Annotated in this window: 15 protein-coding genes; 6 read left to right on the top strand and 9 right to left on the bottom strand. The window is 71.2% G+C overall.

What is annotated here, in order from left to right:
• Positions 1–346: 346 nt before the first annotated feature.
• Together ACOJUJ_RS27390 and ACOJUJ_RS27385 are read right to left on the bottom strand one after the other, a co-directional pair.
• Positions 347–1651: a sensor histidine kinase gene (locus ACOJUJ_RS27390; RefSeq protein WP_420130116.1), complete on the bottom strand. Its 1305-nt coding sequence runs from the start codon at positions 1649–1651 to the stop codon at positions 347–349.
• The gene (locus ACOJUJ_RS27385; protein WP_420130115.1) at positions 1648–2355 is read right to left on the bottom strand and encodes a response regulator transcription factor; all 708 of its coding nucleotides are present in this window, start codon (positions 2353–2355) and stop codon (positions 1648–1650) included. Before ACOJUJ_RS27385 ends, ACOJUJ_RS27390 begins: the two co-directional genes overlap by 4 nt.
• 134 nt (positions 2356–2489) lie before the next feature.
• Here ACOJUJ_RS27385 and ACOJUJ_RS27380 point away from each other — a divergent pair, with 134 nt between their 5' ends.
• From ACOJUJ_RS27380 to ACOJUJ_RS27365, 4 genes are all read left to right on the top strand, one after another.
• Positions 2490–4001, top strand: coding sequence for a S1C family serine protease (locus tag ACOJUJ_RS27380; protein ID WP_420130114.1), 1512 nt, complete (start codon positions 2490–2492; stop codon positions 3999–4001).
• A gap of 569 nt (positions 4002–4570) precedes the next feature.
• Complete coding sequence (locus ACOJUJ_RS27375) at positions 4571–4795, top strand: hypothetical protein (protein ID WP_420130113.1); 225 nt, start codon at positions 4571–4573, stop codon at positions 4793–4795.
• Positions 4796–4911: 116 nt separating this feature from the next.
• On the top strand, positions 4912–5034 hold the full coding sequence (locus ACOJUJ_RS27370; RefSeq protein WP_420130112.1) for a hypothetical protein: 123 nt from the start codon (positions 4912–4914) through the stop codon (positions 5032–5034).
• Between the two features lie 186 nt (positions 5035–5220).
• On the top strand, positions 5221–6585 hold the full coding sequence (locus ACOJUJ_RS27365; protein WP_420130111.1) for a sigma-54-dependent transcriptional regulator: 1365 nt from the start codon (positions 5221–5223) through the stop codon (positions 6583–6585).
• Positions 6586–6952: 367 nt separating this feature from the next.
• Here ACOJUJ_RS27365 and ACOJUJ_RS27360 read toward each other — a convergent pair whose 3' ends face one another.
• From ACOJUJ_RS27360 to ACOJUJ_RS27350, 3 genes are all read right to left on the bottom strand, one after another.
• Positions 6953–7948 (bottom strand): HD-GYP domain-containing protein, encoded by a 996-nt coding sequence (locus tag ACOJUJ_RS27360; protein ID WP_420130110.1) that lies wholly within the window; start codon positions 7946–7948, stop codon positions 6953–6955.
• Between the two features lie 218 nt (positions 7949–8166).
• Complete coding sequence (locus ACOJUJ_RS27355) at positions 8167–9726, bottom strand: hypothetical protein (protein ID WP_420130109.1); 1560 nt, start codon at positions 9724–9726, stop codon at positions 8167–8169.
• Between the two features lie 540 nt (positions 9727–10266).
• A complete protein-coding gene (locus ACOJUJ_RS27350) occupies positions 10267–10629 on the bottom strand; it encodes a hypothetical protein (protein ID WP_420130108.1) in 363 nt (120 codons plus the stop codon).
• A 243-nt stretch (positions 10630–10872) separates the two neighbouring features.
• Between ACOJUJ_RS27350 and ACOJUJ_RS27345 the strand changes: the two genes are divergently transcribed.
• A complete protein-coding gene (locus ACOJUJ_RS27345) occupies positions 10873–11094 on the top strand; it encodes a dodecin (RefSeq protein ID WP_420130107.1) in 222 nt (73 codons plus the stop codon).
• A 339-nt stretch (positions 11095–11433) separates the two neighbouring features.
• Here ACOJUJ_RS27345 and ACOJUJ_RS27340 read toward each other — a convergent pair whose 3' ends face one another.
• From ACOJUJ_RS27340 to mobB, 4 genes are all read right to left on the bottom strand, one after another.
• Positions 11434–11613 (bottom strand): hypothetical protein, encoded by a 180-nt coding sequence (locus ACOJUJ_RS27340; protein WP_420130106.1) that lies wholly within the window; start codon positions 11611–11613, stop codon positions 11434–11436.
• Between the two features lie 65 nt (positions 11614–11678).
• Positions 11679–12086 carry a nuclear transport factor 2 family protein gene (locus tag ACOJUJ_RS27335; protein WP_420130105.1) on the bottom strand — a complete coding sequence of 136 codons (408 nt, stop codon included), beginning with the start codon at positions 12084–12086 and terminating at the stop codon, positions 11679–11681.
• 494 nt (positions 12087–12580) lie between these two features.
• Positions 12581–13876, bottom strand: a complete 1296-nt coding sequence (gene glp, locus ACOJUJ_RS27330) for a gephyrin-like molybdotransferase Glp (protein WP_420130104.1) — start codon at positions 13874–13876, stop codon at positions 12581–12583.
• The gene (gene mobB, locus ACOJUJ_RS27325; protein ID WP_420130103.1) at positions 13866–15047 is read right to left on the bottom strand and encodes a molybdopterin-guanine dinucleotide biosynthesis protein B; all 1182 of its coding nucleotides are present in this window, start codon (positions 15045–15047) and stop codon (positions 13866–13868) included. The genes glp and mobB overlap by 11 nt, the downstream gene beginning before the upstream one ends.
• 105 nt (positions 15048–15152) lie before the next feature.
• Here mobB and ACOJUJ_RS27320 point away from each other — a divergent pair, with 105 nt between their 5' ends.
• Positions 15153–15854 carry a BON domain-containing protein gene (locus tag ACOJUJ_RS27320; protein ID WP_420130102.1) on the top strand — a complete coding sequence of 234 codons (702 nt, stop codon included), beginning with the start codon at positions 15153–15155 and terminating at the stop codon, positions 15852–15854.
• Positions 15855–15949: the final 95 nt, after the last annotated feature.

Genomic DNA, 15949 nt, shown 5'->3' with positions numbered 1-15949 from the left:
GCTCGTTCCTCGCAACGGCGGTCGACCCCTCCCCCAACTTCGGGGGAGGGGTTGGGTGTGCCTCGGGCCATGGTGCGACGAGCAGGGGGAGGCCCGTCGTTCACCCACGCCAAAACCCCGTGGGCACGCCCGGCGCGGCTGCCGCGGGTTCGGGTGTACATCGCAACCGGGTCCTCTCCGATCTACCTCGGACCGCGACCCAACGAGAAGGTGAAGCCCCGCCTGGCGAGCTTTGCGAGCCTTGGGCGGGGCTTATGGCATTTCCAGCCGCGGCTGTAGCCGCCCCGGGCTGACCCCGCCCGCGACAACCCGCCGCGGTGCACGGCACCCTCACACCCTCACACCCTCACACCGCAACCGCCGCCCCGCTCGCCACCGGCAGCCGCACCGTAAACACGCTCCCCGCTCCGGGCCGGCTCTCCACCGTGAGCGTGCCGCGGTGGCGCTCGGCGATCATCCGGGCGATGGCCAGGCCCAGGCCCGTGCCGCCCGTGACCCGCGCCGCGTCGGCGCGGTAGAAGCGGTCGAAGACGCGCGGCAGGTCGTCCGCGGCAATGCCGATCCCCGTGTCCGCCACCTGCACCTCCACGCACCCGCGGCCTTCCTCCGCGGGCGCCAGCGCGGACGGCGCCAGCGCCGCCTCCGCCGCCGGCACCTCGCGGGCGTTGATGGTCACCGCGCCCTGGGGCGTGAACTTGACCGCGTTGGACACCAGGTTCAGCAGCAGCCGCCGCACCGCCCCGGAATCGCCGGGAATCACCAGCCCGTCGGGGACGTCCAGCCGCACCTCCACCGGCTTGCCGCCGGCCAGCGCCTCGCCCACGTCCTGCACGTCGCGCAGCACGGCGGAAAGGTCCACCGTCCCCACCGCCTCCGCCTGCGAGGTGTCGCCGCGGGCAAGGACCAACAGGTCCTCCACCAGGTGCAGCATGGACCCCGTCTCGTCCAGCACCTCCTCCAGCGTGCCGCGCAGCTCGTCCGCCGAACGGTCGCGGGCCAGCGCCACCTCCGCCGTGCCCCGGATGGCCGTCAGCGGCGTGCGCAGCTCGTGGCTGGCGTCCGCGGTGAAGCTGCGGAGGGTCACCACGGCGCGCTCCAGCCGCTCCAGCATCCCGTTGTAGGCCAGCGCCAGCTCGCGCAGCTCCGTGGGGCGCTCCGGCTCGTCCACGCGCCGCGACAGGCCGCCGATCCCGATCTCCCGCGACGCCGTCACCAGCCGGTTGAGCGGCTGAAGGATGCGGTCCGCCATCGACCGCCCCGCCACCGCCGCCAGCACCGCCGTCACCGGGATCAGCATCAGCGCGATCAGGGCGAACGAACGCAGGGCGTGCCCCTCCACGTCGCCCGTGCGCGCCACGACGATGTTCAGCTCGTCGCCGGTGGCCAGGCGGGTGCGGCGGCGCAGCACCTCGACCGCGCCCTCGCTGGGCGGCAGCAGCTCCTCGCTCACCGCCACGCGGGGAATGCCGGGGGGGATCATGATGCGCTCCGCCGCGGCCGCCGTCTGCCGCAGCGACTGGGTGCCGGCGTTGGACAGCGAGCGGCGCAGGATGGCGTAGGTGGCGCCCGCGAACAGCAGGAGCGCCACCAGCAGGATCGCCGAATAGCCAAGGACGATCTCGCGCCGCAGGCTGGGCCGGCGAAAGCTCATTCCGGCGGCTCCCCGGCCGCGTCCGCCGCCTCGGCCGCGGGCTTCACCGCGTAGCCCACGCCGCGGACCGTCTGGATAAGGCCGCGCTCGCGGTCGTCCAGCTTGGTGCGAAGGGAGTTGATGCACACGTCCACGATGTTGGTTCCCGGGTCGAATCGAATGCCCCACACGTGCTCCATGATGGCCGCGCGCGACAGGGGCCGCCCCGCGTTGCGCAGCAGGTATTCCAGCAGCGCGTACTCGCGCGGGGTGAGCTCCACCCCCTGACCGCCGCGCCGCACGTCGCGGGTGGCGGGGTCCATCTCCACGTCGCCGGCCTTGAGCGTCGCCGCCGCGCCGGGGCTTCCCAGGCGGCGCAGAAGGGCGCGGAGGCGTGCCGTCAGCTCGCTGAACTCGAACGGCTTGGTCAGGTAGTCGTCCGCGCCGGCGTCCAGCCCCGCCACCTTGTCCTCCGTGCGGTCGCGCGCGGTGAGGAGAAGGACGGGCAGGCGGATCTCGCGGTCGCGCAGGTCACGGACGAGCTCTACCCCGCTGCGGCCGGGGATCATCACGTCCACCACCGCCGCGTCGAACCCCTGCGTGGTGGCCTTCTCGAACGCGGTGTCTCCATCCGCCGCGACCTCGACCACGTATCCCTCCTCCCGCAGCCCCTTTTGCAGGAATCCCGCGATCCTGGGATTGTCTTCTACGATCAGAATGCGCATCGGTGCCCTGGATTAAAAGGGGTTAAGGGGCGGCTAATCGTCCGCTAATCCCTTGCCGGAACGGGGGTTGAGCCCGCTGTGTACCGATCCCCGGCAAGAGCATGGACCCATCTTGAGACGAGGGATAAGTGACGATGAACGGTACGCTTCGCAAGCTCGCCCTTCCCGGCGTGCTCGTCGCGGGCACCGCGGCGGGGATGACGCTGGCCGACGTGGCCCGTGATCCGCTCCCCGACCTGGGCGCCCAGACCGCCGCGCCGGCCGCCGCGGTGGCCAGCGCCAACAACCTGTCCGGCGCCTTTCGCGCGGCCAGCAGCGCCGCCATGCCCGGCGTGGTCCACGTGCAGGTGACGCAGGCCACCCGCAGCGTGAGCAACCAGGTGCCGCCGGAGCTTCGCGGCACGCCGTGGGAGGACATGTTCCGCCAGCGGGGCGGCGATGCACCCCGCGCGGGGAGCGGTTCCGGCTTCATCATGAGCCCCGACGGATACATCCTCACCAACAACCACGTGGTCGAGGGCGCCGACCGGGTGAACGTGATCCTGGCCGACAAGCGCGAGTTCGAGGCCCGCGTGGTGGGCCGCGATCCCAACACCGACATCGCCGTGGTGAAGGTGGATGCCCGCAACCTGCCCACGGTGCGCCTGGGCGACGCCGACGGGCTTGAGGTGGGCGACTGGGTGCTGGCCCTGGGCTATCCGCTCGACCTGGGGCAGACGACCACGGCCGGCATCGTGAGCGCCAAGGGGCGTTCGATCGGCATCATGGGCCGCAGCGGCGCCGAGGCCCCGCTGGAGCACTTCATCCAGACCGACGCGGCCATCAACCCGGGGAACAGCGGCGGGCCCCTGGTCGACCTGCAGGGGCGCGTCATCGGAATCAACAGCGCCATCGCCTCGCCGACCGGCTTCTACTCCGGCTACGGCTTCGCGGTCCCCATCAACCTGGCCCGCCGCGTGGCCGAGGACCTGATGCGCGACGGCCGCGTGCACCGGCCCATGATCGGCGTGGAGATCCGTGACGCCACCAGCGCCGACGCCGAGGTGTTCCGCCTGCCTTCGCCCAACGGGGCGGTGGTGGCCGCCGAGCCGCGCGGGCCGGCCGCGGGCGCCGGGCTGCGCCTGGGCGACGTGATCGTGGCGGTGGACGGGCAGGCCGTGGGCGGCAGCGGCGACCTGATGGAGATGGTGATGCGCAAGCGTCCGGGCGACCGCGTGGCGCTGGACATCATCCGCTACGGCCAGCGCAGCCGGGTGGAGCTGCGGCTGGAAGAGTACCAGGCCGACGCCCGCCGCGCGTCCGCCGACCGCCGCGGTGCCGCCGAGGCGCCGCGGGTGGAGGAAGAGGCCGCGGCCGAGCCCGGCAAGCTGGGCTTTCGCGCCGAGGTGGTGACGCAGGAGATCGCGCGGGAGCTGGGGATGGAGCGCGCCGAGGGCGTGGTGGTGTCGGCGGTGGATGCCGGCGGGCCCGCGGCGGGCGCCCTGGGGCGGGGGATGGTGGTGCGCCGGGTGAACGGCCGCCCCGTCCGCACCCTGGACGAGCTGCGCGAGGCGGCGGACGCGGTTCGCCCCGGACAGGCGGTGTCGGTGCAGGTGCGCCTGCCCAACGGGAGCGAGACGATCGTGAACTACCGCGCGCGGAGTTAGGGAGGCTCTCGCACGCGGCTCGCGCGGGGAGTTGGGGGACTTCTCGTCGCGGTGCAGGGCCGCCCGTGGGCTCGGGGGAACCCGCGGGCGGAGGGTGGGGAGGGGTTGAGGTATAAAACCAATCTGGGGAGATTGGAGAAAAGGCCGACCCGCGCTGTATGGCGGGCGGCCTTTCTTCGTTCAGGCGAACATGGGGAAGAGTCTGAAAATAATACCGGGTCCGCACATACAATCATTAATTCCAACTGCAGGATCTCACGCAGAGGAAGCAGAGGAAGCAGAGGAAGCAGAGAACTGCTAATAAATCCCCGTTTTCCTCTGCGTGCCAAAGGTCACAACGATTCGATATGATCATGATAGGCTTGGTAGTTCTGCCATCTGTGCATTATAATGTACACTATTGGGCTTACTGTTCATTAGAATGCACACACGTCGCGTGACTGATGTCGCGTTCAAGAAACACGATCACTTATGCGCACGCACCACCAGCGGGTGTAAGCGATGCGGTGACCCACCTTGGGGCCAGCATTCGGGCTGCGCGCCTGCGACGCCGCTGGCCGCAGGCCCGGTTGGCCACGAAGGCAGGGATCACCCGTGCGACCCTGGTCGCTGTCGAGCAGGGGAAGCTGGGGACCGGCATCGGCGCGTACGTGTCGGTACTGTGGGCGCTGGGGCTGCACGGGGACATTGCGTCCCTTGCCTCGCTGGAGCGCGATCCCGAAGGCCGCACACTTGAGGAGGCGCGCCTGCCGCAGCGTGCGCGTACGCCCACCAGCCTGGATGACGACTTCTGATGAAGCCGGGGAGGAGTGCTTCGTCCATCTGCTAATGCCGCACGCCAGAATGAGTGGCGTGTGCTGGTGGCGTGCGTGAGACCACACTCGGAAGCAGCGCCGACCGATTCTATGCGATGAAGGCGACGGTGGCGCAGCACTGGCGCGCGGAAGTGGTGAGGCAGGGCGGCGGCGAGCGCGATTGCCACGTGATCGAGCCCGCGTTCCACTATCCGGGGTTCGAATACGCCTCGACCTGATGCGGCGGCAGGCGCCCCAGGCAAGGATCTCGGCGCCCTCCACGTCTTTCAGTGGCGACCCGCTCATCATCCGGAATGCCTGCAGGTGAGCTCTGTATCGATCACGTACCCTTTGCCGCTGGCATCCGGGCCGTGCGTTCGCAATCTTTAGGGGCGCACCCTGTTCGCCAATCCATCCCGCAGACAATGCCGCGATCCATTCTGATCATCGACGACGACCCGGCGGTGCTGGGCGTACTGACCAAGTTCTTTCAGCGCAAGGGCTGGGAGGTGTCCAGCGCCGGCAGCGGCGAGGACGGCGTGCGCCTGTACGAGGCGCAGCGGCCCGACGTGGTGCTGCTGGACCTGGACCTGCCCGGCCTTTCCGGCCGCGACATCCTGGACATCCTGGTCTCGCGCGGCGCGGCCGTGGTGATGCTGACGGGCCACGCCGAGGTGGAGGTCGCGGTGGACGCCATGCAGTCCGGCGCCGAGACGTTTCTCACCAAGCCGGTCAACTTTCCGCACCTGGAGGCGGTGGCGGAACGCGCCGCCGAAAAGGTGGAGCTGCGCCGCACCAACGAGATGCTGGCGCGCTCCATGGCCGAGCGCACGGAAAGCACCGGGCTGGGCACCTCGCCCATGATGCGCGACCTGGGGCGGCAGGTGGACCTGCTGGCCGGCTCGGGCGACACCACGGCGCTGCTGCTGGGGGAGAGCGGCACGGGCAAAAGCTTCATCGCGCAGATGATCCACGCCCGCAGCCCGCGCGCGCGCAGCCCGTTCGTGGAGATCAACTGCGCGGGGCTGCAGGCCACCTTTCTGGATTCGGAGCTCTTTGGCCACGAGCGGGGCGCGTTCACCGACGCCAAGGAGATGAAGCGCGGGCTGTTCGAGGTGGCGGACCGGGGAACGCTGTTCCTGGACGAGATCGGCGACCTTGCGCCGGAGCTGCAGCCCAAGCTGCTCAAGGTGCTGGAGACGCGCAGCTTCCGCCGCCTGGGCGGCACCCGCGAGATGCAGGTGGACGTGCGGCTGATCGCCGCCACCAACCGCGACCTGGACGCGGAGGTGCGCGCCGGCCGCTTTCGCGAGGACCTGTTCTACCGCCTGTCCGTCTTTCCCCTCGTGGTCCCGCCGCTGCGCGAGCGTTCGCGCGAGGACGTGCTGGAGCTGGCGCACCGGTTTCTGCGGGAGATGGCCAAGCGGCACCGCAACTCGCCCACGGAGCTTTCGCCCAAGGCGCTGGAGGTGCTGGGGGGGTACGCGTGGCCGGGCAACGTGCGTGAGCTGCGCAACGTGCTGGAGCGTGCGCTGGTGCTGGCCGCCGGCGCCGAGCGGCTGGAGCCCGAGCACCTGCCGCCGGGCCTCAAGGCCCCCGGCGCCCCCCGCGCCAGCCGCGAGGAGCCGTCCATCCTGTCGCTGGAAGAGGTGGAGCGCCGCCACATCGAGCGCACCCTCTTTCTCCTCGCCGGCAACCGCACCGCCGCGGCGGACAAGCTGGGCATCTCGCGCAGCACGCTGCACACGAAGATCCAGCAGTACGGGCTGGAGGCGGTGGGGCGGGGGTGAGGGTGTGGGGGTGTGGGGGTGTTGGGGTGTTGGGGTGTGGGGGTGAACGCGTGATGAGAGGGGGTACCCGCAGCTGGAAAAGCGGTAAGCCCCGTTTGGTAACGCGTCCGCGTCACCAAACGGGGCTTCACCTTCTCGCGCGGGCAGGGCCCGATTTGCGGTTGAAGCCCGGTCTGGCGAGCCTATGGCGAGCCAGACCGGGCTTATCGCTGTCCTAGCAGCGGATTGATCCGCTCATCAGACGGCGGCTTATCATCAACCCACCCTCACACTTCCGCACTTCCGCACTTCCGCACTCACACCCTCACACCCTCACACCCTCACACCCTCACACCCTCACACCCTCACACCCTCACACCCTCACACCCTACTTCGGCAGGATGCGCATCAGCGTCGACACCGCCTGGGGATGGAACCGCGTTCCCGCGCCGGCGCGCAGGAAGGGCTCCCAGTAGCCGCGGGGGAGCGCCTGGCGGTACGAGCGCTCCGACGTCATGGCGTCCCACGCATCCACCACCCGCAGGATCCCCGTCAGCAGGAACTCGGGGGCGATGGGGGAGATCTCGCCGGCCAGGTCGCAGTGGTCCGTCATCTGGTGCTCGATCAGGGGCGCCAGGCGCTTGAGCGACGGAATGCCCTTTACGATCCCCGCGCCCACCCTGGTGTGCGAGCGGATGCGCTCCAGCTCTTCCGGCTCCAGCGGCGACGTCTTCTGCAGCAGCTCCAGCGGCACCGCCATCTTGCCGATCTCGTGCAGCTGCGCCGCCTGCACCAGCATTTCGGTGTGCTCGTCGGTCAGGTGCAGCGCCACGGCCATGGCGCGGCACGTTTCCGCCACCCGCTCGCAGTGCCCGTGCATGAAGCGGTCGCGCGCGGCGATGGTCATCGCCAGCGCCTGCACCATCTCCGCCCGCGCGTCCGACACCTCGCGACGCAGCCGGTCCATCGACCGCCACACGTCCGCGCGCAGGCTGCGGAACTCCGCCTCCATGCGGTGCATGGCATCTTCCAGCGTCTGCTTTACTTCGTCGGTGCGGAAGGGGCGGGGCAGGACGGCGAACCGCTCCTGGGCCGCCTCGGGGCGGCGGTCCACGGGGGCGCCGGGCTCGGTGACCACCAGGTGCGCGCCGGCCCGGTTCAGCTCGCGAAAGCGCCGCACGTAGCCGATCCCCTCCAGCGACCGGTCGCTTCCCATGTCGCTGATCACCACGTCGGGCACCATCCCCTCGGCCAGCAGCTTCATGGCCTCGCGGCCGTCGGGGACCACGCTGGCCATGTGCTGGCCGGCGCGGATGATGGGCTCCAGCTCGGCGACCACGTCGTTCCGGTCGCTCACGATGAGAATGCGTCCGCTCAGCATCATGGGGGGCTGCTCTGGCTAGGGTTTCAGGAAAGGGTTAGGCGGACGGTCAGACCAGCAGCCCGGCCCACGCGGCGGCCATGCACGTCGCCATGGCGGCGAAGGCCTGAAGCACGGGGCGGATGCGGGCGGCGGCGCGGTCGTGGCGGCTCATGGATCGTTTCCTCGGTCGGATCGGTGAATCGGTTCGGTCGATGCGGACAAGTATCTTTCGGCTCGGCTCAGCGGACGCGGACGATCATCCAGCGGGCGTCCGGGGTGCTGCTGGCGGCGCTGAGGGTGCTGGCGGCGCGGGCGCCCTTTACGCGGACGTAGAAGCTGCCTCCCGCCACCTGCGTGACCGCGGCGCTCCCGCCGCCGCCGGCGCGCACCTCGGCCGCGGCCTTCCAGCCGTAGCGGTCGTCGCCGCTGCCCACGTCGTAGTAGGTGGGGTTGGCCAGCGCGGCGTTGGGCGTGCGGTCGTCGGCGGCCTGCGAGGCGGTCCACATCAGCACGGCCGTGGCGGGGTCCCACGCGGCGCCCAGGCGCCCGCGCATCCGCTCCACCAGCCCGGCGCACGCGCCACCCTCGCCGTCCGTGCCGTGCCACCCCTCCACCGCGCCGCGCGACACCTCGGCCATCGCCGCCTCGGGCGTCATCCCCGCCGCCATCAGCCGGCCCTGCAGGTCGCGCAGCAGGCTGCTGGCGTCGTAGTAGCCCCAGGTAAGCCGGCCGCGGGCGTCGAACGGCTCCAGGGCGAAGACGACGCTCGCCTTGGACGGCTCCAGGTGATCGGACCACTTCCAGTTGGAGGCCAGCCCCACGTTCAGAAAGCGGCGCACCAGGTCCATCGCCACAAAGTCGGCGCCGCCCTCGATGCTCCACGCGGGCGCCTGCGCGGCGGCATGGTCTGCCGCGTGCCGCCACGACACCTGCCAGGCGTGGGTCAGCTCGTGCGCCAGCACCTTTACGCGGTAGCTGGTGTGGTCGTACATCGCGAAGCCTTCGCCCTTGCCCGGGCGCAGGTTCAGGTTCAGCCACACGAAGCTGTGCTCGTCGCGGCTCCACGCGGCGCCGGCGCCCTTGGCCGGGTCCCACGCGGTCGCCAGCACCAGCAGCTGGCCGGAGCCGGCGCTGGTGGTGGGGAGGGTGGGGTTGAAGGTGGACTGCAGCAGCGGAACGCCGCGCTGCGCCAGGAACTCCAGCGCCTCGGTGGCCTGCTCCAGCACCCGCCCGGCGCCCGCCTCGTCGCTCTCCACCACAGCCAGCGCGAACCGCCCGCCCACAATGCGGACGACGCGCGCCTGCACCGGCTGCGTGCCCTCCAGCGGCTTGACCTGAAAGCGCTCGCCCTCGCGCCACGGCGTCGTCCGCGCGAACGGGTCGGCGGCGTCCAGCGCGGAGGCGCTCGAGTACTTCACGTCCACCGGGCGCATGGGCGCGTCCAGCCCCGCGGGCACGGCGCTCACGCTGCGCGCGCCGCCGTTGGTCGCGTCGCCGATGGTGTAGCGCGGGTCCGCCAGTGAGCCCGCGTCCTTGCCGGCGCGCGACGCTTCCAGCGCCCGCGCGTCGTAGCCCGCCAGCGCGTACTCGGCGCCGTCGCCGGCCGCCAGGCTGAAGCACGCGGCCTCGGCGGCGGTCAGCGTCTGGGTCTGGCCCGGCTGCAGGCTCACGGACGCGACGGCGGTGCACGCCGGCTGCGCGTCGGTGGTGGCGGTGGTCGGCGCGGCGGAGCCGGCGCCGCCGCAGGCGGCCAGAAAGGCGGTCGAGACCAGCAGGGCGAGCGGGCGGAGGGAGGACATCGTAGGGCTCCGGTGGACGGTCTGCGTCGGCGTTCGGCGGGAGCACATCGCTCCGCGGACGCGCCGCCCTCAGGCGAGCATCGGGCCTATGCTGGCATGTGTGGTTAAGTGATTGTGAACGATGGATTTACGTCGATATAGAAGGGCGCGGCGGAGCATCTGCCGCTGTTCGGATTCCGGACAACGGCAGTTTGAGGCGGGGAAGGTGAGTGGCGTTTCGATCAGGCCGTTCCTGGTGTTTTCCGATGGGTGTGCGGAATCCGTACGGATCCGAGCCGCAACTGGCGAGGCGTGTACGGGGACGCGCCGGTGGGATCCCGCGCGGGCCGAGGCGAGGCGCCCGCGCGGTCGTCGTGCGGCCGCTACGGAGTTCGGAGTGGGCAGGCAGGCGGTGCTCGGACCACGGCGCCTTCACGATGTGGCGTCTTGCCTGCGGGGACGGAGATGGGACGAGGTGATCGGTCGTCGGCGTGGCGCGCGACGAACAAAACGCGGCGCCGCTGGGGCGGCGCCGCGTCGGCGTCATCTAACCGGTGGCGATCAGGGATGCCCGTGCACGGAAAGGCCGGGGATCTGGATCTTGCGCGGGGTCACGGGTTCGGCGCGCTCCCACAGGGTGGCGAGCTCTTCGTCGGGCGCGTCTTCCCAGGTGGGCGGGGGCGGGGCCAGGCGCCGCTTGCCGTTTTCGGATTCGAAGCAGAGCCATCCGCCCGACAGCTGCGGATTTACGAACGGCGTCAGGTTGCGCCGGTCGCCTTCGCGCCGCTCGGGGCCGTCGTAGGCAAGCACGTCCTGCCCGCGCCGCTCCCACTGGCGCGAATTTTCGTCCAGTGCAAGGCTGGGAAACACGTTCCACACCCGCCACTCGGCCCCATCCGGCGCCACGAAGGTGCGAAGGCCCATGTCGCTGCGTCTCCTGATCCGGACAGCATGACGAGAGTGCACCGTGGGCGGGCCCGTAGGCCCATGCAGGTGCGAAGGTGTGGCGGCGCCCGTCGCGAGGGGTGGAGGGAGCGCGCCGTAAAGGTCGCTCCGTACACCGCCGCCGTCAATCATCATCGTTTCTCCGCGCGTGTGGAACGTGCCTTGCCGCCGGGACCGGGGACCGGACGCGGGGTCTGGATCACCGGAACGGGGGAAGGGACGATGAGCGGAGTCTTCGAGTCGATCGAGATGGTGGGCACCTCGGGGACCAGCTTCGAGGACGCGGCGCGCGCCGCGGTCAAGCGCGCGGGCGAGTCCATGCGCGACCTGGAGTGGATGGAGGTGGTGGAGCAGCGCGGCTACATCCGCGGCGGCGAGATCCACGAGTACCAGGTGAAGGTGAAGCTGTGGTTCAAGCTGGAGGAGGGCGGCAGCCAGAGCTGAGGGTTGCTCCCTCTCCGTCAATGATTTCCTGAGGCAGCGCTCACGCTGAACGACGGGTGACGCAACCGCGTGCGCGCGACCGAAGGATCCCGTCTGCCGTGGTGAGGGGCTGGCTTCTGAGCGCAGAGGCCGGCCCCACGTTCTGCCGGCGAGACCTTCGGTGGGCGCTCCTGCTGCGTCGTGCAGAAAACCGTGGAATCAGCTTTCACGCAGTTGAAGCCCCGTCCCGGCGTCGCGTGAGCGGCGCCGGGACGGGGCTTATCGCTTTCCCAGCAGCGGGTTTACCCGCTCATCTGGCTGCCGGGCAACCCCGGCAGCCGATGCGGGAGAATACCGGAATCACCACACCAGGTAGACGAACAGCAGAAACACCAGCACGATCAGCACGGCCACGCCCCAGGTGGGCAGCCCCAGGCGCGTGGAGCGAAGGTCGCCCGGGCCGTCGCCGCGGGCGTAGTCCTTGGGGCGCGTCTCGGGGTCGTCCGGGATAAAGCGGTTGGGGTCGGGTCCGCTGGCCATCGGCATCTCCATGTAGGTGTTGCAGATGCCTGACGCAACGCCCGCGCCGCACACCGCCCGCCGGATCAGAACGGATCGAAGCAGTCGTAGTTGCGCTGCGCCGCGATCCGCCCGTCGCGAAAGTCCAGGAACACGCCAAAGCGTGCCCGCATGTCGTCGCCCGCCGCCAGCGAGCCCAGCGGCACGGCCAGCGTGCCCGTCCACTGCACCTCCAGCGCGACCTTGTCGCCGCTGGCAACGGCGGACAGCACCTCGTACCGCTGCGCGCGCACCACCGTCTGCCCGCGCTCGGCGCCGTCCAGCAGCTCCCGCAGCCCGCGCCGCGCGCCGGTGGGCATCAGCCGGTTGGGAAACTCCTCCTGCACCACGTCCGGCGTAAACCAGCGCGCCAGCGCCTCGCCCGTCGCGCCGCCTTCCACCGCCCGCAGATAGGCGCGGGCCGTCTCCAGGTTCGCCTCTTCCGTCGTCTGCATCGAACGAGATTTCGTTTGAGGTTGGTTAATGGCCCAGGCCGCATCCCAGGTACGACATGTTCCGGCGGATCGGTGTCATTCTGACTCTGAAGGAGGCGCGCGCCCCGTCCCGTCCAGTTGCACCCACGCTTGTGCGCCGACCGAAGAATCTGCCCGATGGGCGCATGATTCCGTCGGCTACGATTGGCCTTGGCGCGAGGAGCCCGGCCCGTTTACGAAGGACCTTGTCTGCACGACAAGGGACGTGAACAGCTCCCGGAGGCTGAGGCCGTCGCGACCCGAAAAAGATCCTTCGGTCGCGCGCAAGCTTCGGTGGTCATGAAGGTTTCGGGCGTGCGCTCCCTCAGGATGACAGTGTGCTACTGGAGGAACAACTTAGGCATCTCAACACCCTCTCGGGATGGAGCGTGTGCTTCTGGCGGAACCACCGAGGTTTCTCAACATCCTCATAGCCATAGGTATCGTCCATACGCGGCGTTGTTGCGGCTTCGGGATCAGAACGGCGGTTCCTCCACCAGCGGGGCGCCGCCGAGGATGACCACGCGCACGACGTCGCCAGGATCGAGCTGCGCGCCCGCGGGGACAAGCGCAAGGCCGTCCGCGGCGGCCATGGAGGTGGCGATGCCGGAGCCCTGCGGCCCGGTCAGCCGCGCGACCGTCGAGCCGTCCGCCTGGCGCGCCAGCCGCAGGCGGGGAAGGTGCATCATCGTCCCCGGCGCGGCGTAGCGATCCGCCATCACCGCGTCGACGGTCGGTGGATGGATACGGGCGCGGCCGCACATCCGCAGCAGCGCCGGGCGGACGAACAGCTCGAACGTCACCATCGTGCTCACCGGGTTCCCCGGCAGGCCGAACCAGGGAATGCCGCCCAGCGCGCCCACGCGGCCGAACGCCATCGCGCTCCCGGGGCGGATGCGCACCCGCCAGAAATCCACCGCCGTCCCCATCTCCCGCATCGTCCGCAGCACGTAGTCGTGCTCGCCCACGCTGATGCCGGCGGTGGTGATCACGGCGTCGCACCCCGCCGCGCGCTCCAGGTGCTCGCGCAGGCTTTCCGGCGTGTCGCGGGCGATGCCCAGCACCCGCGCCTCGACGCCGGTCTCCACCAGCTGCGCCGCCAGCGCGTACGAGTTGGTGGAGACGATGCGCCGGCCCGCGCGCACCTGCTCGAACGCCTCCACCGGCACCAGCTCATCGCCCGACGCCAGCACGGCGACCACGGGGCGGCGGATGACCGGCAGCCGCGCGCGCCCGAACGCCGCCGCCACCCCCAGCTGCGCCGCGCCCAGCACGTCCCCGGCGCGGAGAACGGTGTCGCCCGCGCGCACGTCCTCGCCGCGCGGGCGCACGTTCTTGCCCGCGTCCAGGTCCGCGCGGATGGCGACGGCGCCCGCCGCCGTGCCAATCCCCGATCCGCCGTCCGTGTGCTCCACCCGCACCACGCTGTCCGCGCCGGCGGGGACGGGCGCGCCGGTCATGATGCGGATCGCCTCGCCGGGGCCGACGGTGCGGGCGGATACGTAGCCGGCGGCGACGTCGTCCACCACGCGCAATACGCGGGGCGACTCCGCGGAGGCACCGCGCACGTCCCGCGCCCGCACGGCGAACCCGTCCATCGCGCTGTTGTCCCACGGCGGAAGGTCCACCGGCGCGGCCACGTCCTCCGCCAGCACGGAGCCCAGCGCGTCCAGCAGCGGCCGCTCCTCCGCAGACAGCGGCCCGACGCCGCGCAGGATCGCCGCGAGCGCCTGTGAGCCGGTCAGCCAGTCCGCGCCGCGATCAGCCCCCATCATCCGCTCCTTCGACGAAGCGAGCGACGATCATCTCCGCCACGCGCCGCACGTGCGCATCGGGATGATCCGCATCCATCACGATGGTCGGCAGCTCCGTCTGCAACGAGGCATCGTCCGTCACGACGGCGAGATACGAATCCGCCGCGTCACCGGCGCCGGCAAAGAGCGGGCGGTCGTGCACGGCGCGCCGAAAGACCTCGATCTTGGGGAAGGGGCCGGCCTTGTAGCCCTCCACCAGCACCAGGTCGTAGCCGCGCCCGGTGTAGAAGTCGCGGACAAGGCGCACGGGATCCGGCTCGCCGTCCATCCGCATCACCAGCGCGATCTTTCCCTCGCCGGCCATGATGGTCGCCTCGGCCTGGCCCTCGTTGAAGTGGCGCCAGCTGTCCCGGCCGGGCTGGTCGGTTTCAAAGGCGTGGTGGCCGTGCTTGATGGAGGCCACGCGCACCCCGCGGCGCCGCAGCTCCGCCAGCAGCGCCACCGCCAGCGTGGTCTTGCCGCTGTTCTTTTTGCCGATGATGCAAACGGCGGGCGGCGGCTGGCCGTGCCGCCGCGCCCTGCGCAGGTCATCCACCGTGTTCACGTTCATAAAGAGGAGGCCGGGATCGCCGGTGCGGCGCACGTCATCGATCGAAATCACCTCCGTGTGGACCCGGCCGATGAGCAGATGCACGCGCCGCTCGCCCTCGGCGATCATCCGCTCCACCGCCGGCAACGCGCGGACGGAGTACCAGGCGCAGAGCGGTTCCATGCCGCGCCGCCCGCCGCTCTCCGGCACCACGGCGTCGGCGGTGGTCGATGCCGCGCGATCGACGAGGGTCCGCAGCAGCTGCGCGGAGATCCACGGCATGTCGCACGCGACCACCAGCGCGCCGGACGCGCCGCGCTCCGCCGCCCAGCGCAGCGCCGTGTGGATGCCGCCCAGCGCGCCTACCCCGGCGACCTGGTCCGCGCGCATCGGCAGGCCCAGGTCGGCGAAGAGCGCCGGATCGTTGGCGGAGACCACGACGTCCGGCACCGCGGCGGCCAGCGCTTCGCGCACCCGGTCCACGATGCGCCGCCCGCCCACCCGCGCCAGCGCCTTGGGCGCGCCGAAGCGGCGGCTGGCGCCCCCGGCCAGGATCACGCCCAGGGGCGGCTGCGACGCGGGACGGGGGGGCGGATGCATGTGCCGAAGCTACGAGCCGGACGGGGCCGCATCAAGCGCGGAGCGGGGAACGGGACTTGCGCGCCGGGCCGCCCGGAAAACCACGGGCCACAACGGGAGGCAGCGATGCGCCGGTACGACGGGAGCTTTGGAGGAGGGTGGGGGCCGCGGCCCGCGCCGCGCGGCGGCTACGAATGGAACCGCCCGCCGCGTGAGATCATGGGCGGCGGGCAGCCGTGGAGCCCGCGCGACGTGCAGTACGGGCGCTGGGACGGCCCCCCGGGCTACGACCGCGGCGTGTACGGCGGCGGGTACGAGGGGCCCGCCACCGGCGGCTACGGCGAAGGCCTCAACCGGCGCACGGGGTGGGGCGGGTACGGCGGTGACTTTCAGGACGAGTGGCAGGGCGGGTACGCGCGCGGGCCGTTCATCCCCGAGCAGGCGTACCAGCGCCACCCCGAGCTGGGCCGGGAGCCGCGTCCGCACGCCGAGCGCTGGATGCCGGACGACAGCGGCTGGGAGATGGAGGACGACGAGATCCTGGACGCCGTGCGCCGCCGGCTGTACGAGGACGTGTGGGTGGACATCGACCGCGTGGACGTTGAGGTAGAGGACGGCGTGGTCACCCTGCGCGGCGAGGTGGACGACTTCATGGAAGCCCGCTACGCCTGGGATGACGCGTGGGAGACCCCCGGTGTACGCGGCGTGATCAACCACCTGACGGTGCGCGTGGACCAGCCCGCCGCCCATCCCCACGGCGACGTGGTGCCGCAGTCCACGCAGGGCACGACGACGGAGCCTGCGGAGGGTGGGGGCGGCGTGGGGTAGGGATAGGGGGGCAAGGAGACAAGGACGAGTGGCGGCGGACCCCGCCCAACAGGCCGCGGTCCCCGCCGGCCCCCGGGTGGGGGGGGGATTGTGGC

Origin of the sequence: Longimicrobium sp. (assembly GCF_048594345.1) — a bacterium.
Classification (GTDB): domain Bacteria; phylum Gemmatimonadota; class Gemmatimonadetes; order Longimicrobiales; family Longimicrobiaceae; genus Longimicrobium.
The sequence above is the reverse complement of the archived record's forward strand: the minus strand, read 5'-3'. Positions and strand labels throughout refer to the sequence as shown.